Origin of the sequence: Oceaniferula marina, from assembly GCF_013391475.1 — a bacterium.
GTDB classification, from domain to species: Bacteria; Verrucomicrobiota; Verrucomicrobiia; order Verrucomicrobiales; family Akkermansiaceae; genus Oceaniferula; species Oceaniferula marina.
Map to the genome: position 1 here is coordinate 367,736 of NZ_JACBAZ010000004.1, position 18,856 is coordinate 386,591.

Below are 18,856 nucleotides of genomic sequence, written 5' to 3' on the forward strand. Positions count from 1 at the left end.
TTCCACATTTCCTTGGATTAGACTACATAGTATACACATAAAAATCCCCCCCCACCCCCAAACACACACATTGCCAGCAGGTGCCCCGAGCATCGCCCTGGCAGATACACAGACCGACACAATGAAAAGCAACAACCCCAGACCGCAAGGTCATCGGGGATTTGCGCTGGTTGCCACGATCAGCGTCATGATCCTTCTGGTGATGATTGCTCTAGCCATGCTCGGACTCAGCAGCATCGAGCTCCGGGCTAGCCAGCATGCCGATGCCGAGAACGAAGCCAAAGCGAATGCCCGCATGGCATTGATGATTGCTCTCGGCGAACTGCAAAAGGAAATGGGCCCAGACAATCGAATCTCCGTAGAGTCCGCGATTTTTGATCAAGACAGAAGCACGGAAGAAATAGACGGGATGACGCAGTCCCGCTGGTTAGCCAGCTACAACTCCTGGGGCAATTGGCTCAGCGAAAAATATACCGTCCCCCAAGCGGATGGCACGAATGGAACCAGCTACTCCATCCAAGACACCTACAAGGCCAAGCGCTCCCCTATGTTCCGGCGTTGGCTAGTCTCTCTTCCCGAGGGAAAAGAAACCGACATCGATGCTCCGGTCAGTGGTGCTGGAATGACTGATTCCAACTCAGTGATCATGCTCGGACAAGGTACTCTGGGGACTGGCAGCCGGGTACCCAATGACCAGATCACTCGCGCTTACCTCAATAAGGTGAGTCATACTGGCAGCATGGCGTGGTGGATAAGCCCGGAAAACCACAAAGCTATGGCTAAGCTCGCAGACAACCAGAGGTCTCTATCCACTTCCGAGTGGGAGACGGCTCAAGATGGGACGTCGGAAACCGGAGTCGCTGAGCTAGACGGCCTGGAAGGATTACGCACCCATGGCAAACAATCCTCCAAGCTAATCTCCCAACAAACGATCGCCTTGGCCGATGTTGACGAAGACATCGCCCAGGAACATTTTTTTGATCTCACCACCCATAGCCAGGGGCTGATCTCCAACCCACGCACTGGAGGGCTCAAGAAAGACCTCAGCCTCCTTTTTGAACTCAACAACAACGACCTTCCAGAGCGATACCGTTTCATCAACAGTGCTAACAGAGAGCCCTCAATTCGCCCGATGAGCAAAGAACTCACGGGGAAGACCCCCAAGGTCCCGGGACGGCATTTTGCCTCGTGGACAAACATGCGCCACTACTACAGGATGTACAAATCCGCGAGTGACGGCGTATCAACAACTACAGGCGGCAACGGCAACCTGAACTGGAGTGGCGATAAGCCCTTCACCTACATGGCGGCGGATGTAGACTCTGCAACGTGGAACGGGTCGAACAACTACCAACGCACCCCCATATTGGCCAAGCTCACTTTCATTTACAGTCTCCAGAGTGTTGAAATCTCAAGTGGCCCACCAACACGGTATAATTGTTATCTCGTATATACGCCGATTTACACATTCTGGAATCCCTACAACGTGGAACTGCGTATTTCAAACCGCGGACTCTCCACCTTGTCGATGCCATACAAAATACTACCACTGAACTGGTATGGTTACCGTGGCAACGTCCAACAAGGAGGAATCCAACCCGTATGGCAACATCTCAAACAGGATTATGGCTCATTCTTCAACTCCGGAGGAAGCTCTGACGTCGTTTTCAAACCTGGGGAGTTGAAGCTGTTCTCTTACCGAAACAGCGGAACATCAAACAGAAAACAAACCGAATTCTACCCAGGTTTCGACCCCCAGGCGATTGGCGGTGACAAACTGTTACTCTTTAGCAATATCGAGCGATCACAACATCCCGGCATAGCACTTACCTTCGGCAACCCGGCTGGTGCGGGAGGGAATGTCTGGTTCGGCAACACTCCGGGAGGACTGAACAATGCCTTTTCATGGCGGCAGGGCAGCAATGGAAACTGGCTGATTACCTCTTACCAACACGACTGGTTCAGACCGAGCGAATCAAATACCCAGATTATCCCTCAGGGAACATCCAACATCGCCCAGTGGCAATTTAGTGACAGTGAGCCGGTACCTGTTGCCTTCAACCAATTCACTCTCAAGTCATCCTCTGAGTTTGACTATGAAAGTATCAACTGGGCGCGCGATTGGCGTTGCAAGAACTGGATGCAGGCACCGGGACAGTATTTCGGCAGCGCACAGTTCATTTCGAGGGATGAAACCATTGCCAACACCCAGCGCACCGACAACCCTTATGTATTTCACTTCGGCCCAATGAGCGCCGCCGACATGCCCAAGGTCGTTCCCCATATCGGAGAGAACGCCTTCATCGGATCAGGCTCCGCGCCTCGGGAAAAAGTGACAGCCGTCCCATTACTGGAACTACCTTCAGCCCCTCTTTCAAGTCTGGCCGCATTTGCCAATATGAGAATCAGTCCCGGCTGGACGAACACAAACCAATATCCCAAATCAAGTCAAAACTATCTGGGAGCCTGGAACTCCCTCAATAACTTCGTTGCAAAGTCACTGACTTACCAAAGCGGAGTCACTGGCCCAGGCATCGGAAATTCATTTATTCATCCCATGCTGCCCAGAGAGGATGTCTACCGCTTCTATGACAACTCAAAAAGCTACGATGTCCACGGCTGGGCAAGCAACACGACAGAACGGGACAATCAGGTGTATAACGACTACTGGGATCATACTTTCTTGCTCAATGACGCCCTGTGGGATGACTATTTTGTCTCCACTCTGTCCGATGCAAGCCGCCCCACTTCTGGATCAGACCAAGACCTCAGTTTCACTGTCGATCATCTTCTTGATGAGGGGAGTGCCCTCTCCTACCCACGCTACCAACTCCACAAGGGAAACAAGACAAGCGATGAAATCAGGAATGAGCTTCTCGCAAAGGATGGTTACTTGAAGGCTGCACAATATTTCATGGTGAATGGCATGTTCAACGTAAACAGCACTTCTGTGAAGGCCTGGTTCTCCCTCTTCGCCGGCATCCGGGAGCGGCAGCTCGTATATCGATCTGCAACAGGGGAGCTCTCTAAAATAAACATCCCGAGCGACAAGCTCATCGGGATATCCCGCTTCAACACAGCCACCACAGACATGGAAAACGATGATATCGATACCGGAGTCACGCGGGCAGATGCTGCCCTCGCGTGGTCCGGCGTCCGTTTTCTTGATGATAAGCAGCTGGAAAAACTCGCAGAAGAATGTGTTAGACAGGTAAAACTTCGCGGCCCGTTTCTCAACATGTCCGAGTTTATTAACCGCCGTCTCTCTGACGATGACCTCGGCACCATGGGAGCACTGCAGAGTGCGATCGACTACGATGACAAATCCCCGCAAAACGGATCTATCAACTACATGTATAAACAAACAGAAGAGGATATGGTCGAACCTTCTGACTTCAACGGCATTGAATACGCCACACCGGAGGCCGCTGTAGGCTCACGTTTCACAGGCATCCCTGGATACGTCATTCAGTCAGACCTTCTGAAACCGATCAGCAACTCACTTTCCACACGCGACGATACGTTCCGAATCCGGGCTTATGGAGAAGCCAGGAGTCCTAACGGCAAGGTGCTTGCCAGAGCCTGGTGCGAGGCAATTGTGCAACGCATCCCCGAATATGTGGATACATCCAACGCCCCTCACATTCCGGGTCGTCAAATGAATAGCCAAGGTGAAATCTCTGATAACCCGACCTTCACGAACACCAACAAAATGTGGGGACGCCAGTTCAAAATCGTCAACTTACGTTGGCTTAACAAAAACGAAATTTAGTCAATGAATATCAAATTACTCTGGGGAAATCTCGCATACCTCTGCATCGCCTGCTCGATGAATCCAGCCTTCGCCCAACAGCCAGAGAAAGAGAAAAAAGCTGCTCACGCTCGTATTGCCTATGTCATCTACACTGGAGGTGGAAAGTTTTTCAACGACCCCGTCCTCATCCGCTCTGGCAACAAAATCAAAAAAGTGCAGTTATACAAACGCACCGCCAGCCCTCCAGTCAAGTTCCGTGCAGATGGTAAGATATCCTTGGTGAAGGCAAACCCAGACGACGAAGAAACATCCTATACAGTCTACGCCAAAGCCATCGTACCTGAACATATGCGCAAAGTTCTGGTCGTATTGACTCCTCTAAAGAAGGCCAAAGGAGATTTGTTATTTTCGACCAACATAATTGATCTTTCAAAATTCAAAAAAGGGGACTGGATGTTTATCAACCAAACTCCGCGTAAGATTGGTGTACAAATAGGCTCGAAGAAACTCAGGATAAAACCGAAAGCAAGTAGTGTCTACGACGCACGCGCTATCGCAAAACCTACAAACATGCCTATTCGGTATTCCTACTTTCACCCTCAACACCAGAAATGGAAACTCCTCAGCGCGTCCACCTGCGTCATCCGCCCCACCCGTCGTGAAATCTGTGTGTTCAGTTGGAACCCTCAATCAAAACGAATTGATTACCATGGCATCACTTTCAGTGAGAACGGGTGACCCGTCTCAGCCCGCGCCTCAATTTTTTCGCCTGTAGAGTCATTCCAATCCTTATTGTTCTCCAAACAGCTCGGAAACGAGAGAATTAAAAGGAAAGGGATCTCCCAGCTTGACCAAGTGAAAGGGGGAACCATAAGTGGTCAATAACATATAGCTGTCCTTTCAAGAGTAGGACAGGTTTTCCAACCTGTCATCTAACTTTGAGGTTACGCTGCACTGTCCTACAAGCGGACAGTCGGCAGGTTCGAAAACCTGCCCTACTCTGATTTCAAATGCTCCCTCTTCTCCGGTTTCAACTTGGAATATCGACAAGATACCATACGCACCTCCCCCTCTCCCACCGAAGGGGGGAAAGAGGTATTATACCATTCTCCCAGTTAAATTGTCAGAATGGTTTGAGTTTAAGATGATGAGTCAGTCAGCAAGCTGAATGGCAAGGGGCACTGCATCTTTTAGATTTTACCGTTGTTGCGCGTCGGTTGCATAGCCCGCTATGCGCCTTCCTTGCGCCTAGTTAAAATCGAAAACCTTCAGTGCCATTCAGCCAATTTAACAGATCAAATGGTATTAGCCATAGCGCCGGGGGGGAACAACATCCTACCCTGCCTTGCATCCACCTAGGCTAGTCCTCAGGAATAAGCTCGACGGACTTGATATTCATCAAGCCGGCCGGATTGATTTTCCGAGCCTTGATCGCAAGCGTTTTTTTTCCAGCTTTGGCAATGTCAATCTCCCCCACCTTGATCCGTTTGTATGACTTCCAGCCGCCTGTCGACTGAACCCTTAGATCAAGTTTCTGATCTCCCATAGCGATTGATATATCACCTCCCCCTCCGGGAGCTACGGCTTGATCAATGTAGAGTGCATACTTGCCAGACTGATGTGTCACCTTGCCTCCTGCTTGAATCTTTCCAGGGGTGTGGACATTGAAGGCAAAGGCAACGCTGGCCTCCGGTTTCAACCAATATCCAATATTCGAAAAGTCCTTGTGGAACGCCGCTCCCTCGACTTTGATTTCCGGCCCATGCAAGGTGGCTTGCTCAGGGAGCAGAGTGATACTCCGGTCCCCTGCCTGCTGTGGGATGTTCAGGGAAGCATCCACTTCAGGAGCCCCTTCGATTTCCAGAACCACTACCGACGAAATCGCACTCGGCGCTGAGTCAGGCAAATCGATGGTGAGACTTCCCTTATCCAACTTGTGAGCCAGATCGCCCACCCCACCTAACAAACCCACATGCAGCACCTTGTTTTTTAGTCCGCCAAGCATGATTTTCTTGTTCTTGGGCCATTCGAACAGGTGAAAGTAAAGATATGACTTTCCGTCTTTTTGCTTGGCTGTACAACGCCCCGTAAATGGGAGTGTTGCAAAGGGGCTGGCATCCGTTCCGTAAATCGAATCACCGTGGGCCTTGAGCCATTCTCCGGTCTCGCGCAAGACGTTTGCCGACTCTTCCGGAATACGCCCCTCGGCGTCCGGCCCCACATTCAGTAACAGATTCCCCCCTTTGGAAACAATATCCGTCAACAAATGCACCACATCCTCACAGCTCTTCCATTTGGTGTCGTGATGGGAGTAACCAAATGATTCATTCATGGTATGGCAAACCTCAAAAAGGCGGCCCGGAAAACCTGTTGCCGGAACATATTTTTCAGGGGTAAAGAAGTCCCCATAGGGGTTTTGCAAATCGTTCCAAAAACGATTGTTGGTAATGAGTTGTGGCTGTAACTCACGTAGTTCACTGAGCAACGTTTTTGTCTTCCAGGTACTGCCCTGATGACGGGCGGTGGAGTAATCCACCCAAATGATGTCGCTTTTTCCATAGTCGGTATAAAGCTGCTTCATGTGGGAATGCATGTATTTCACATAAATCGAGTGATCTGAATCCTTGACGATTGGCCACTTGCGGCTGTTCATATAGGCATGGGGATGTTGCCAATCAATGATGGAATAATAATATCCTACCTTCAGCCCCTGCCCCCTAACCGAATCCGCATACTCAGCCACCATGTCGCGGCCTTTGGGCGAGATATTGGTGGATCCGGTGATGTCATTTTTTTGTGAATACGGCGCCTTGGCATTGAACAAGGTGTACCCGTCGTGATGCTTGGTCGTCAGCACCGTATATTGCATGCCTGCATCTTTGGCGAGCTCTGCCCACTGCTCTGTGCATCCAGCTGCCGGTTGAAAGAGAGGCTTGGTTAACTTGCCATACTCAGGCTCGGGGACACTTGCCCAATAACGAATCCACTCCGAGTAATGCTGGGGATATTTTTTTCCGGTTTCAGGGTTCGGAGGCCAGTATCCGCCAGCCGGGGCATACAAACCCCAATGAATAAACATCCCAAACTTGGCATCCTTGAACCACTTGGTTCGTTCAGCCTTGGATTCCTGCCAGCCGGACGCTCCAGCATAGGCCGACACCTCTGGATCAGGTGCAGCCATCGATACGGATAAGCAGGATATGACGAGGCAGCTGACATGGGGGAATTTCATGAGAACGGACATAATGCAAAAAAATATGCACACATCCCCCCCGAAGGTCAACGCCCAAGTGATTGTCCCCTTCGGACATCAGACCAACGCGAGCGCATCATCCCACGTATGGGTCACAGCCTCACACAATGCTTTTTCTCATTGATCACCGGCATTTCTTGCCGGGTCACAAAACTGGTCTGGCGATGAATCGAAATAAGCAAGCCCACCGCAAGCAGCGTGAAAATCATATTGGTTCCTCCGTAACTGATAAATGGCAATGGCAATCCGGTATTGGGTAGCACCGCGGTGCATACTCCGATGTTCATCATTGCGGGGACCACAATGATGCTGGTCAAGCCGACAGCCATCAAGCGGCCGAAGATATCTTTGGCATTCATCGCGATCGCGATACCGTAAACTACGATCACCACAAAACAAAACACACTTCCGAGAGTGAACCACAAGCCCAACTCTTCGCCGATTGCCGGAAAAATAAAATCCGTGTGAGCTTCCGGCAGGTAGCCAAGTTTCTCCACGCCGTTGCCCAGCCCAACACCATCGACCCCGCCGTTGGCAAAAGCGTAGATGCCATGCAACTGCTGATATCCATCGCCCAGTCTGTATTTGTCTGATTCCAACTCAAACAAGGCATTTACCCGCCCCATCCGTTCCGGGTTCTTCCACACCACAAAGGCCATGCCCGCCAAGGCGGTAATCCCGGAGACCGCAAGATACGGGATGCGGGCTCCCGCAACAAACATCACTAACACCCCGGATGCAGCCAAAGCAACAGCGGTGCCCATGTCCTTTTCAAAAAAGATCAACAACACTGGAACCCCCAGTAACAAGCAGGGGTAAACAAAGCCTTTAAAAAAGGTTTTACCCTCTGTTTGAAAATGAGCATACCAAGCTGCCAGCCCAAGAATAACAATAATTTTCGCCATTTCTGACGGTTGGAACTGAGGTAAGCCGGGCACCTTAATCCAACGCGATTCCCCTTTGATTTCCTGACCGATTCCCGGAACATAACAAAGCACGAGGAGAACACATACACCGCCAAACAAGTAGGCCCAACCCGGGGCAAACTTGCGGTAGTCCGTGGCCGCCAACCAGACGGCCCCACCAACCCCGAGGATAATCCAAATCGCCTGTTTTTTCACCAAGGCATAGCCGTCCACCTGATCATCCCAAACACTGGTACTGGTCAACATGACCAGGCCCAGTGTCACCAGAGCGATGACAGCCAAACAAAGGAAAACGGCATTTTTTCTACCCATCGGAATAAGGTGTTCGAAATCGTAACTGGTTTGCGCTCTATTGCGGTCTATTGCACCGGAATCTTAATCTCGCGACCTGCAAAAAGTTTGCGTGGGTCGGTGATCCCATTGATTGCGAGTAGATTTTCTCGCGAAACTTTGTAGCGGCTTGCAATTCTCCAAACCGTGTCACCACTCTTGACCGTGTAACGCTTGCCACTATCGACCACGGTAGTTCCGGCACCTGCAGAGGAACCGGCGGGACCGACAACAATCGCGCGAGGGGCCGGATCTTCATCCACCACGACGGCACGTGCGTGCTGGGGTTCCACATGGACAGGAGCTGCGGCTACTTCCGGCGTTTGAGGCATGCGTGCAGGGGGAGCCTGGGCAACACTCACAGGGCGCGGAGACAACTGAGCTGGAAGATCCAGCACCACTCCGGCTCGCAAAGGCCGATTATCATTCAAAGCTCTCAAAGCGGTTTCATCCACATTCTTATTCTGGGCAATGCGTGCATAATTATCACCGGAAACCACGATGTAGCGGCCGGTAGCATAATCAATGGCGGGCTCAGCAGGAGGAGCTACCATCTGCGTAGCAGGCAAACCGGTATGAGCTACCTGGACTCCGGATGTATCTGCCTGCGCCGTCACCGCTGCGGATCCCACGACAGGGCCTCCAGCAACCGTTAGCTTGGCACTCACTTCACCAGCCGCAGGTGGCTGCTCGACAACGGTCTCTTCTGCATCCGTCCCGATAAACGTGCTATGCAAATAGATCAGGGCAATGGCGACGACATGGATCACAAGGATAACAATCAATGCGCGGCCGACACCTCCGTTCGGGATGTCGGATTCAAGGTCAAGGTGAGGATCGGCAACGGCAGTCGTTGCGCGGAGTTTCCGCTTACGGGTGGTGGTCCGGGCATGAAGCTTCCGGAAGCCATTGTTGGCTCGGCGTTTGGTTTGGATGGTTTTTTTCATAACGTATCAGGGTTGGTGCTTAGGGTTGGGGTTATTTGTTTGGCTTGGTTCTGTTGGTTCAGATGGTTTGAAATTATTTCATGGAGGCGACAATGCTTCGGAATGCATCTCCTCGCTCTTCATATCCGTTGAACATATCAAAGGATGAGGTTCCCGGAGAAAAAAGAACGGTATCTCCGTAACCGGATAAAGCGGCAGATCGCTCCACAGCATCTTCTAACGACGAAGCGATACACACGGGAACCTGCTCGTTGACAGGTGCAAAGGTCTCGGCCAGGCATTCCGCAATTTCGCCAAAAACGACAATCGCTTTGGTGGTTTCTTTCAGCCTCGGAATCAAGGAACTGTAATCCAACCCCTTCTGCTTCCCCCCGGCAATTAATACAATCGGCCGTAACTGAGAACGCAGAGCACTATCGAGTGCGTGTAAGTTCGTGGCCTTCGAATCATTGATGTATTCCACCCCGTCCAAGGTGCGGATCAACTCACAGCGGTGCAAGGGAGGAGCAAACCCACGCAAGGACTCAGTGGCATCGCCCACATTCACTCCGAGACATGAGCAAGCGGCAAAGGCAGCCATGGCATTTTCCGCATTGTGCAATCCTCGCAACCTCGTCACCGACAAATCCAAAACCGGATGACCATGGTGACAAATCCATCCATCTTCCAGACGATAGTCGGCAGCGTTTTCTGTCGAAAAGCTATGCTGAGTAGCGGTTTGTTCACCGATCTCTTCACCGGCCCGGACCACAATGTGGTTTTGAGCATCCAGATTTTCGAAGACCCTCAGTTTGGCCTTTTTGTAGGATGCCAGATCGGGGTAGCGATCCATATGGTCAGCTGAGAAGTTAAGCCAGATCACGACATCAGGATGAAAGCGGTCAATCGTCTCAAGCTGAAATGAGCTAACCTCCAGAGCTACCGCGGCCGGCACATGCTCCTGCAATACGACTTCGGCAAAGGGAACGCCGTAATTCCCGCAAGCGACACAGGACAATCCGGCCTGGTCCAAGATTCTCTGGACGAGTTCCGTGGTGGTCGTTTTTCCATTTGTTCCCGTGATTGCCACGATTCGCCCATCGTAAAATCGATACGCCAACTCAATCTCGCCGATCATTTCACCCGCCTGCCGTGCATAGGCTTGGGCAAAGGCACTCTCACCGTCAATGCCCGGGGAAATCACAAGCAAATCACAAGCTGCCGTTGCAGCCGTAGTTTCACTCGCATTCGGCACCGCCTGCACGCCCTCCGGCAAGCCGTCGATTCGTTCCGATGTATCGTGCACTTCTACCGAGGCCCCTTCGCGCAAGGCCAACGCCGCCGCTGCCCGACCACTTCGGCCGGCACCAAGCACAATCACACGTTGATTCAACAGTTTCATACTAGACAATTTTTAATAAGGCGATTCCGACCAGACCACAGAAGATCGAGATCGTCCAAAACCGAACAATCACCTGGGTTTCATGCCAGCCTCGCAATTCAAAATGATGGTGAATGGGAGACATTGCAAAAATCCGTTTCCCTGTCGTTTTAAAGCTGGCTACCTGCAAAATCACAGACAAGGCCTCCATCACAAACACCCATCCAATAATAACTAACAACAACTCCTGCTTCGCGCATATTGCCGCCGTTGCAAGTCCGCCACCAATGGCCAGCGATCCCGTGTCTCCCATGAAGACTTTCGCTGGATGGCAATTATACCATAAAAAACCAAAACCTGCCCCCACCAGGGCAAACAAGAACACTGACAGCTCGGCAACATGACGGTTGAAAGGAATAAACAAATACTCCTGGGCCATGTAGGCATGCCCTGCGAGGTAAGCAATCGCCGCATAGGCCAAAGCCACCGTGATCGTACAACCCGTGGCCAGACCGTCCAAACCGTCGGTCAGATTCACCGCATTCGAACAGCCGACGATGATGATGGCAAAGAAGGGGATACACAACCAACCGATGTCAATCAACGGCCACTTGAACAATGGAAACGTCAGGGTGCTCACCGACATCTCTTCGCCCATGAAGGTGTAGCCAACGGATTGGGTTTTAAAATACAAAAACGAAGCCGCAATACCACCAACAAGAAATTGCCAGAACAGCTTGGTTTTACCACTGACCCCGTCGGAACTTTTCAGCTTCACCTTGGTGTAGTCATCGACAAAACCAAGCAGCCCCAGAGCCAGCATCACACAGGTTGTTACAACCACAAAGGGGTTGAGCAAACGACCACAAATCAAAACGGCAATGAGGACCGAACCGAGAATCATGACCCCGCCCATGGTCGGAGTCCCCGCCTTTCCTCCGTGCAGTTCGTTCAGTTTATGAACCTCATCCGCTGAACGGATAGGTTGGCCAACTTTCAGGGAAATCAATTTACGAATCACCCAGGGACCGAAAAAGACCGATAGGTTAAAGGTAATCAAGCTCGCCAGTCCCGCACGCACCGTAATGTACTGAAGCAAGTTCAAGACACGCAAATGATGGGCCCATTCGGCCCCGCTCAATTTGGCATCACGCCAAAATTCATAGATCCAATATAACATTAGCTTGCTTGAGGTATTGATTGTTCCTGAGGAAACGCCTGATGCATCACCTGCTCCATACCGGCCATCCTACTTCCCTTGAACAGGACGCAGTCACCAGACTGAGTGTATTCCTTTAACCACTGTGCGGCATCATCCCGCTCATCAAAATGTTGGCTTGTTTGGCTGACTTCCTTGGCTCCCAGATTGATTTGCATCGCGGCCTTACCGACACTCACAACTTGCAGTCCTTTTTCTGCTGCGAGTTCTCCCACCCGACGATGTTCGCGATCCGCGTGCACACCCAACTCTGCCATCATTCCCAGAACGACGATCCGACGTGATTTTTCATCCACAGGAAGCTCGGACAACGTTTCAATCGCAGCGATCACCGAGTCTGGATTCGCATTATACGTATCGTCGATCACACTGACCCCGGCACTTTCATAGCGACGCAAACGGCCACTGGTCAATACACAGGCATTCAATCCTCGGGCAATCGTTTCAGCGGACATCCCGAGAGCGTGACCTGCCGCAGCAGCGAGCAGCGCATTGTTCACCATATGCTTTCCACACACTCCGATTTCTACGGGGACACTGTCTTCCCCATCAATGCTCAGATCAAAGGCCGATCCACTATCTGTTAACCTTAACTTTTCAGCCCTCACCGCGCCCCGGCAGTTTCCAGCCACGATCACCTTGGAGTGGGTGCGTTCGATCAGGTAATCCACATAATCGCAGCTTGCCGTGACAATCAAGGTTCCTTGATCTGGCAAGGCCCTGGCCAAAGCACTTTTCTCTTCGGCGATTCCCTGTCGTGATCCAAGAAATTCAATATGCGCCGTCCCGATATTGGTAATAATTCCAAACTCGGGTGCACAAATCTCACAAAGGGGAGCAATTTCCCCGGAATGATTCATGCCCATCTCCCACACACAAACTTGATCAGCTTCATCCGCCGATAAAACGCTGAGAGGTAATCCAATATGGTTGTTCAGGTTTCCCTTCGTGGCATTCACCCGAAACTGCTGGGAGAGAACCGAGGCCGTAAAGTCTTTCACGCTGGTTTTTCCATTCGACCCCGTGATCCCGACAACCCGAATATCCAACTGGCGACGATACCAATAGGCCAAGCGTTGCAGCCCATTCAAGGTGTCCCCAACCACGATGCATGGTAACGCAGCGCTGTCCCACCCCTCCGGTAGATGATCCACCAGCAGGCATGCCGCCCCGGCATCTACCGCCGCCTGTAAAAAAGCATGCCCGTCAAAATTATCACCCCGCAAGGCAATGAATAACGCCCCTTGGGTGAGGTGCCTTGAATCGGTCGAAACTTCATGAACCATGACACCGGTATCTTCACCCACAAGCTCTCCGCCTGTGGCTGATCTGATTTCTTCAATAGTCAATGGTTTCATGGGGTCTCTCCTGCTTCGGGGTTATACTTAATTCATGGTTTAAACCGATTTGGTTTTCAACGCCTGATAGGCTGCTCGGCGATCATCAAAATCAATCCGTTTACCGTCAATTTCCTGATAGGTTTCGTGTCCTTTGCCAGCGATGAGAATAATGTCGCCTTCCTCAGAGACATTCACAGCAACACGGATCGCCAAACTGCGGTCGGGAATGACCTGGTAACGTTTCCCTTCCATGCCAACCTCAATATGACGGATGATCTCACGGGGGTCTTCCGAGCGTGGGTTGTCCGAGGTCACCACACAGAGGTCACTGGCTTCAGCCGCAGCTTTACCCATCAACTTACGTTTGCTCTGATCACGGTCACCGCCACATCCGAATACAGTGATCAGACGCTTCGGCTGAAGTTCTCTCAACGCTGCACAGGCATGCTCAAGTGCGTCCGGTGTGTGTGCATAATCCACAAAAACCGTCGCGCCATCGCGTGATCCAACATTTTCCATTCGTCCCGGCACCTGTGGTGCGTCGGCCAACGCCCGCACCGCGCTTCGAGCTTTAATCCCGCAAGCAATGGATGCCGCCAAAGCCGCACCACAATTATAAACATTGAAGCGACCGATGTAAGGGGTGCGAACCAAATACTCCCTGTCTTTGTATGTTACTTGAAATTCGGTTCCGCGCACCGTCTGAACTTCTCTCCCCAACCTTAAATCCGCATGCACACCGTGACCGTAACTCAGGATATGCAGACGTCCTTTAAACTCTTCGATCAAGCGCTGACCATAAGGGTCATCGATGTTAATCACGGCGGTGGTTTTCTTTTCACCGACTTGAGATTCCATCAAATCAAACAAGCGACGTTTGGCTTCGTAATAAGCCTCCATGGTGCCATGGTAATCAAGGTGGTCTTGGGTGAAGTTAGAAAAAACGGCAACATCAAACTGGGTACCATCCACCCGCTTCTGCTCAAGGGCATGGGAAGAAACTTCCATCGCCACTCCCCGACAGGCATTGTCATGCATCGTCTGGAATTCGGCCTGAAGTTCGAGAGCCCCGGGAGTCGTGTGTGTGGCTGGGCGAACGGCCTCACCATCATCCACTTGCACGGTTCCTAACAAACCAGCACGAGTCCACACTTTTTGCATGATGGAATGCACCAAAAACGCGGTGGTGGTTTTACCATTCGTTCCGGTGATCCCGACAATATTCATCTTGGCCGAGGGGTCCTCATAATAGGCGCAGGCCATGGCGGCAACCGCAGCTCGAGCATCCGGCACATGTGCCCAGCAAACGCGATCCGTCACGCCGGGCTCGGGAGCCACCTCCGAAACGATTGCAGCAGCGCCACGTTCGATGGCGTCGGCGACAAACTTCTGGCCATCCAGCTCACTCCCGCGCACAGCCACAAAGACGCCTCCGGGCTCGATCTGACGTGAATCGGCGAAGACTCCGGTGATTTCCTGATCCTGAGGACCGTCGATGGTCGCCTTGGGCAAAGATTGAATAAGTTGACGTAATTGCATGTTCTTAGTGATGGGTTTGAGCCAGAGGCTCGGTGGTTTCCTTGGGTTCAATCGGCTCGGTGGGCTTCAGCCCCATACGATTGGCCACCCGCTTGGCCACCTTCGCGAAGATGGGTGCGGCAATGGTTCCCCCGTAGCGCTTTACTTCGGTCGTCTGAGGATCGTCAACTACAACCACACAGACAAAGGCAGGTTTTTCAGCGGGCATCATGCCGGCAAAAGAAACCGTGTAGCGACCGTCCAAATACCCTCCATTTTTAAAATCCAGTTTCTTGGAGGTTCCCGTCTTACCTGCCACTTGATATCCTTCCACTTTGGCCCGCTTTGCGGTTCCTTTGATATCCACCACCGTGGCCAATGCCTTGAGCATCTGCATCGCGGTCCGTTCCTTGAGCACTCGACGGACGGGCTCCGGCTTATAGTTCATGACAACCGTACCGTCATTGGCCATGATCGACTTCACCAAGAGAGGCCGCATCAACCTTCCCCCGTTGGCAATGGCCGAATACGCACATGCCACCTGAAGAGGTGTCACACTCACGGCGTAACCATAGGAAACCCTAGAAAAATCGGTCGGATTGCCAGTATTCCTAACTACTCCGGCACTCTCTCCGGCCATCGCAATGTTGGTCTTTTTCCCAAAACCAAAGGCACTGACGTAGTCGTAATAATTTTTGCGACCCAGCAATAAAGCCAGCTTGTAAGCCCCAGGGTTACTAGATTTTGCCAGAACCTGTTCAACCGTCAAATTGCCATACGGGTGATGGTCCGGAACTCTGACCGAGCCATTGCGGTAAAGCCCGTAGTGGCAAAAAATCTCAGTTTGCGGAGACACCAATCCTTTATCGAGAGCCCCGGCAGCAGCAATCACCTTGAAGGTCGACCCCGGCTCGTAAATCGCCTGAGTGGCAAAATCGAAACCATTTTTTACCACGTCTTCACGGGTGTTCAGGTTGTAGCTCGGATAACTGGCCATCGCCAATACCTCTCCGGTGTGGGGATTCATCAGGACGATGCTCCCTTTTTCGGCATAAAACTCACGCAGCCCGGCCTCAAGCTCCTCTTCGAGGATCGCCTGCAGCCCCATATCCAAGGTCAGCTGAATGTTCAGACCGTGCCTAGGCGGACTGATTTCCTGCGGTTTGGCCACGGCCAGAAGATCAAATTTATCCCGGTGGTTTTTGACGTAGCCATCGTGCCCGGCCATGTAACGGTTCATCCGGCTCTCGATCCCCGCTTTACCCTCCGATTGGTGGTCCGTGTATCCAATAATGTGAGACGCCATCTCCGGCATCACATACCAACGTTTTTGGGACTCCTCATAGTGAAAGGCATGCACAATGCTGTGTTCGCGACCCAACTGCTTCAACTTGTATGCCTCGTCTTCGGAGAGATCTTTTTTGATCACAACATATTTCTTCTTTTCCTGATCGAGCTGCATACACAAACGTAACTCCTCTCGCGTCATCCCCAAGGGACGGGCAAAGGTGCTAATCACATGTTCGATATGCTGCTGCACTATGTCCTCGGCAGGCATCTCGTCCTTCAATCGGGATGCGCGGCTACGAATATTGCGGTCACGGGCTCGAGCATCCCACTCATTCCACTCATCGGATCCACGCAATTCGAGGTTCGCCAACGACAGCGAGGCCGGACCGGTATCCATCAACAATTTTTTATCCAAGGCCATCAAGGCCCGAGGGATATTACGCGCAATCAACTGGTTGTTGGTATCGACAATACAGCCGCGGTTCGCCCGCAAAATCTCCTTCCGAATCGACACCCGATCCGACATTTTGGCATAGTCGTCCGCCTTGATAACCTGTAAGTAAATCAAACGTGCCGATAACGCACTCAGCCCGACCACGAAGGTCAGGCAGAGAAACAGGCAACGGCGGCGGAAAGACTTGAGGTTCATCAGGGGCTATTTTGAACAAAGGGGGAATCGGCATTCGCTGAGGCTGCAATCGCTCCGGACCTCACATCAGTGGTTTCATTGGGCACATTTTCAATGACCTGGGCAGGCAACAGCACCAGCTGCGAATTGGATTTTTCCAAATCGTCACGCAACTGATAAATGTTCAGCTTTTTATCAATCTTCACCTGCAGACTATTGATCACATCTTCGTGATCCTGGATTCGCCGCTGGGTCCGGTCCATTTCACGGCCCACTTCCACCTGGCTATTTTTCAACCAGGCATGCAGAAATCCGGCCGATAGCACAATGGCAACGGAAAAGCAAAGAATGGTCATTTCCAAAAAGTTAAATCCTTTGGTCGTATTCTTATGTTTGTTCATACTGCAATCCTTTCGTTTTTTTCTGCAGCCCGAAGTTTGGCACTCCGAGCCCTGGGGTTGAGCTCTAGCTCCTGACCGGTCGCAATGACCGGCTTGCGGGTGAGCAATTGAAATTGGTAATCCGGGTTCGGCCGGGGGGCCGGCCACTCCTTGCGATCGATCTCCGGCGTGGAAACGTGTTTCATAAACCGCTTCACAATCCGGTCTTCCAAACTGTGAAAGGTAATAACGACCAAGCGACCACCGGGGCGCAGTAGTTTCACTGCATTTTCGAGAAAACGTTCGAGAACGCCCAACTCATCGTTGACCGCAATGCGCAATGCTTGAAACACACGCGTAGCCGGGTGGCTCTTACCACCGCGGGGAATGAACGACGAAATAAACTCCGCCAAGTCCGTTGTGCTTACGAATGCTTGCTTGGCCCGCCGTTCGACGATGCGCCGGGCGATTCTGCCTGCAGCCCGTTCCTCGCCATAATTACGGAAAATCTGTTTCAGCTCCTGCTCGGAAGATTCGTTAACCAAATCAGCGGCTGTCTGGCTCTGACTCCGGTCCATGCGCATGTCGAGTGGCCCTTCCTTGGCAAAGGAAAACCCACGCTCGGCTTCGTCCAACTGCCAGGAAGAAACACCAATATCAACCAGAATGCCGTCAACTTTCGACTCTCCGTGCTGCTCGAGCAACTCCGGCATCTCGGAAAAATTTCCACGCAAGGCGAGGAAGCGCTCACCAAACCCCTGCAACCGCTCTCCTGCATAGGTCAGAGCCTGATCATCCTGATCAACCCCGATCACCTGAGCTCCGGCCTGCAACATGGCTTCGGTGTGTCCTCCACCACCAAGGGTACCGTCGACCAATAACTTCCCTTTGCCCGGGGCCATAAAGTGCATCACTTCGGACAAGAGCACCGGAACATGATAGCCCGCTGCACCTTCGGATCCATCTGCAGTCACAGCAACACCTTCCCTAGTCTCCGAGTTCTCTGAAAAAAAACAAGCAGCAGCGCCGGGACGGGACTCCCTCCAAGTCATCCCGACTCCGGCGGCTACTGGTCTTTGGTCATTAAACAACATGAACTCATAAGGGTGAACTACTTGTTCGTATCAGCGTGTTGGCAAAAGTGTGTACTCCCGTGCACCGACATGAATGCCGTGCGGGAATGAAGCTCCCTCCAAGTCGCTTCATCCCCTGCACAGGCGTCCATCCACTGCCTGGGCAGCGGTGTTGTCAGTTCTGTATCAGCGTGTTTCACAGGAAAAATCATTGGCTTCTTAGAAAATACCAAGCTTCTCATTCAAGGCTGCCATACGCTCGGTAGAGACAGCCGTGAGTTGCTTGTGATTTTCCAAACTTAAAATTTCGAAATAATTCCCACGTCCACACAGGGCAATCTCTTCACCTGTGTTTACTTCCGGATGCTCCAGCAGAGCCTTGGGAATCGACAGCTTTCCTTGTTCATTGATCTGCGTCTTGGTGCAACGCTCAAACAACATGCCGATCATCAGACGTCGCTCAGCGGCACTCATGTCCTCGTCCGTGTTGATGTCATGCTGCATCTTCTCGAACTCAGCGACCGTCAACACCTTCAAACAAGGAAGCTTCTCATTATGGGAAACCAGCAAACGTAAAACACCTCCACCGATTTCCATGCGCCAATCACTAGGAATGGATACGCGACATTTCGCGTCCATTTTGTGGGCATAATACCCTCCTAGACCATGACTTTGAGTGCTCATCAATACACATAGAAAGCTGTTACGGACACTCTAATACACAACGGTACACTTTGAGTCAATAAGGAATCGCTGCTTTTTTAAAAAGTTTTCCCAGTAATTTATCCCTCTCAGCAGCATTTCCCCACGCAAGCCTGAGATCAATCTGCTTGATTTA

General features: G+C 51.7%; 13 protein-coding genes. 2 read left to right on the forward strand and 11 right to left on the reverse strand.

Features of this window, described 5'->3' with window-relative positions:
- Window positions 1-121 precede the first annotated feature (121 nt).
- Window positions 122-3,772 carry a hypothetical protein gene (locus HW115_RS11745; RefSeq protein ID WP_178933072.1) on the forward strand — a complete coding sequence of 1,217 codons (3,651 nt, stop codon included), beginning with the start codon at window positions 122-124 and terminating at the stop codon, window positions 3,770-3,772.
- Between the two features lie 3 nt (window positions 3,773-3,775).
- On the forward strand, window positions 3,776-4,492 hold the full coding sequence (locus tag HW115_RS11750; RefSeq protein ID WP_178933073.1) for a hypothetical protein: 717 nt from the start codon (window positions 3,776-3,778) through the stop codon (window positions 4,490-4,492).
- Window positions 4,493-5,114: 622 nt separating this feature from the next.
- Here HW115_RS11750 and HW115_RS11755 read toward each other — a convergent pair.
- From HW115_RS11755 to HW115_RS11805, 11 genes are all read right to left on the reverse strand, one after another.
- A complete protein-coding gene (locus HW115_RS11755) occupies window positions 5,115-6,986 on the reverse strand; it encodes an alpha-L-fucosidase (RefSeq protein WP_227021450.1) in 1,872 nt (623 codons plus the stop codon).
- Window positions 6,987-7,099: 113 nt separating this feature from the next.
- The gene (locus HW115_RS11760; RefSeq protein ID WP_178933075.1) at window positions 7,100-8,245 is read right to left on the reverse strand and encodes an FtsW/RodA/SpoVE family cell cycle protein; all 1,146 of its coding nucleotides are present in this window, start codon (window positions 8,243-8,245) and stop codon (window positions 7,100-7,102) included.
- Between the two features lie 47 nt (window positions 8,246-8,292).
- Window positions 8,293-9,210, reverse strand: coding sequence for a LysM peptidoglycan-binding domain-containing protein (locus tag HW115_RS11765; RefSeq protein WP_178933076.1), 918 nt, complete (start codon window positions 9,208-9,210; stop codon window positions 8,293-8,295).
- A gap of 73 nt (window positions 9,211-9,283) precedes the next feature.
- Window positions 9,284-10,591: a UDP-N-acetylmuramoyl-L-alanine--D-glutamate ligase gene (gene murD, locus HW115_RS11770; RefSeq protein WP_178933077.1), complete on the reverse strand. Its 1,308-nt coding sequence runs from the start codon at window positions 10,589-10,591 to the stop codon at window positions 9,284-9,286.
- A gap of 1 nt (window position 10,592) precedes the next feature.
- Window positions 10,593-11,669 (reverse strand): phospho-N-acetylmuramoyl-pentapeptide-transferase, encoded by a 1,077-nt coding sequence (gene mraY, locus HW115_RS11775; RefSeq protein WP_227021451.1) that lies wholly within the window; start codon window positions 11,667-11,669, stop codon window positions 10,593-10,595.
- Window positions 11,670-11,749: 80 nt separating this feature from the next.
- On the reverse strand, window positions 11,750-13,147 hold the full coding sequence (locus HW115_RS11780; RefSeq protein WP_178933079.1) for a UDP-N-acetylmuramoyl-tripeptide--D-alanyl-D-alanine ligase: 1,398 nt from the start codon (window positions 13,145-13,147) through the stop codon (window positions 11,750-11,752).
- Between the two features lie 39 nt (window positions 13,148-13,186).
- Window positions 13,187-14,668: a UDP-N-acetylmuramoyl-L-alanyl-D-glutamate--2,6-diaminopimelate ligase gene (locus HW115_RS11785; protein ID WP_178933080.1), complete on the reverse strand. Its 1,482-nt coding sequence runs from the start codon at window positions 14,666-14,668 to the stop codon at window positions 13,187-13,189.
- 4 nt (window positions 14,669-14,672) lie between these two features.
- Entirely contained in the window at window positions 14,673-16,586 is a 1,914-nt protein-coding gene (locus tag HW115_RS11790; RefSeq protein ID WP_178933081.1) for a peptidoglycan D,D-transpeptidase FtsI family protein, read from the reverse strand.
- Window positions 16,586-16,966, reverse strand: a complete 381-nt coding sequence (locus tag HW115_RS11795; RefSeq protein ID WP_178933082.1) for a hypothetical protein — start codon at window positions 16,964-16,966, stop codon at window positions 16,586-16,588. The genes HW115_RS11790 and HW115_RS11795 overlap by 1 nt, the downstream gene beginning before the upstream one ends.
- Window positions 16,963-18,039 carry a 16S rRNA (cytosine(1402)-N(4))-methyltransferase RsmH gene (rsmH, locus tag HW115_RS11800; protein WP_227021452.1) on the reverse strand — a complete coding sequence of 359 codons (1,077 nt, stop codon included), beginning with the start codon at window positions 18,037-18,039 and terminating at the stop codon, window positions 16,963-16,965. Before rsmH ends, HW115_RS11795 begins: the two co-directional genes overlap by 4 nt.
- 198 nt (window positions 18,040-18,237) lie before the next feature.
- Window positions 18,238-18,657 carry a division/cell wall cluster transcriptional repressor MraZ gene (locus HW115_RS11805; protein WP_178933083.1) on the reverse strand — a complete coding sequence of 140 codons (420 nt, stop codon included), beginning with the start codon at window positions 18,655-18,657 and terminating at the stop codon, window positions 18,238-18,240.
- Window positions 18,658-18,856 lie beyond the last annotated feature (199 nt).

What these genes read in the sequence shown, in the direction of transcription:
- HW115_RS11745 (WP_178933072.1), top strand. Translation starts at nt 122, where the DNA reads ATGAAAAGCAACAACCCCAGACCGCAAGGTCATCGGGGATTTGCGCTG.
- HW115_RS11750 (WP_178933073.1), top strand. Translation starts at nt 3,776, where the DNA reads ATGAATATCAAATTACTCTGGGGAAATCTCGCATACCTCTGCATCGCC.
- HW115_RS11755 (WP_227021450.1), bottom strand. Translation starts at nt 6,986, where the DNA reads ATGAAATTCCCCCATGTCAGCTGCCTCGTCATATCCTGCTTATCCGTA.
- HW115_RS11760 (WP_178933075.1), bottom strand. Translation starts at nt 8,245, where the DNA reads ATGGGTAGAAAAAATGCCGTTTTCCTTTGTTTGGCTGTCATCGCTCTG.
- HW115_RS11765 (WP_178933076.1), bottom strand. Translation starts at nt 9,210, where the DNA reads ATGAAAAAAACCATCCAAACCAAACGCCGAGCCAACAATGGCTTCCGG.
- murD (WP_178933077.1), bottom strand. Translation starts at nt 10,591, where the DNA reads ATGAAACTGTTGAATCAACGTGTGATTGTGCTTGGTGCCGGCCGAAGT.
- HW115_RS11780 (WP_178933079.1), bottom strand. Translation starts at nt 13,147, where the DNA reads ATGAAACCATTGACTATTGAAGAAATCAGATCAGCCACAGGCGGAGAG.
- HW115_RS11785 (WP_178933080.1), bottom strand. Translation starts at nt 14,668, where the DNA reads ATGCAATTACGTCAACTTATTCAATCTTTGCCCAAGGCGACCATCGAC.
- HW115_RS11790 (WP_178933081.1), bottom strand. Translation starts at nt 16,586, where the DNA reads ATGAACCTCAAGTCTTTCCGCCGCCGTTGCCTGTTTCTCTGCCTGACC.
- HW115_RS11795 (WP_178933082.1), bottom strand. Translation starts at nt 16,966, where the DNA reads ATGAACAAACATAAGAATACGACCAAAGGATTTAACTTTTTGGAAATG.
- rsmH (WP_227021452.1), bottom strand. Translation starts at nt 18,039, where the DNA reads ATGTTGTTTAATGACCAAAGACCAGTAGCCGCCGGAGTCGGGATGACT.
- HW115_RS11805 (WP_178933083.1), bottom strand. Translation starts at nt 18,657, where the DNA reads ATGGACGCGAAATGTCGCGTATCCATTCCTAGTGATTGGCGCATGGAA.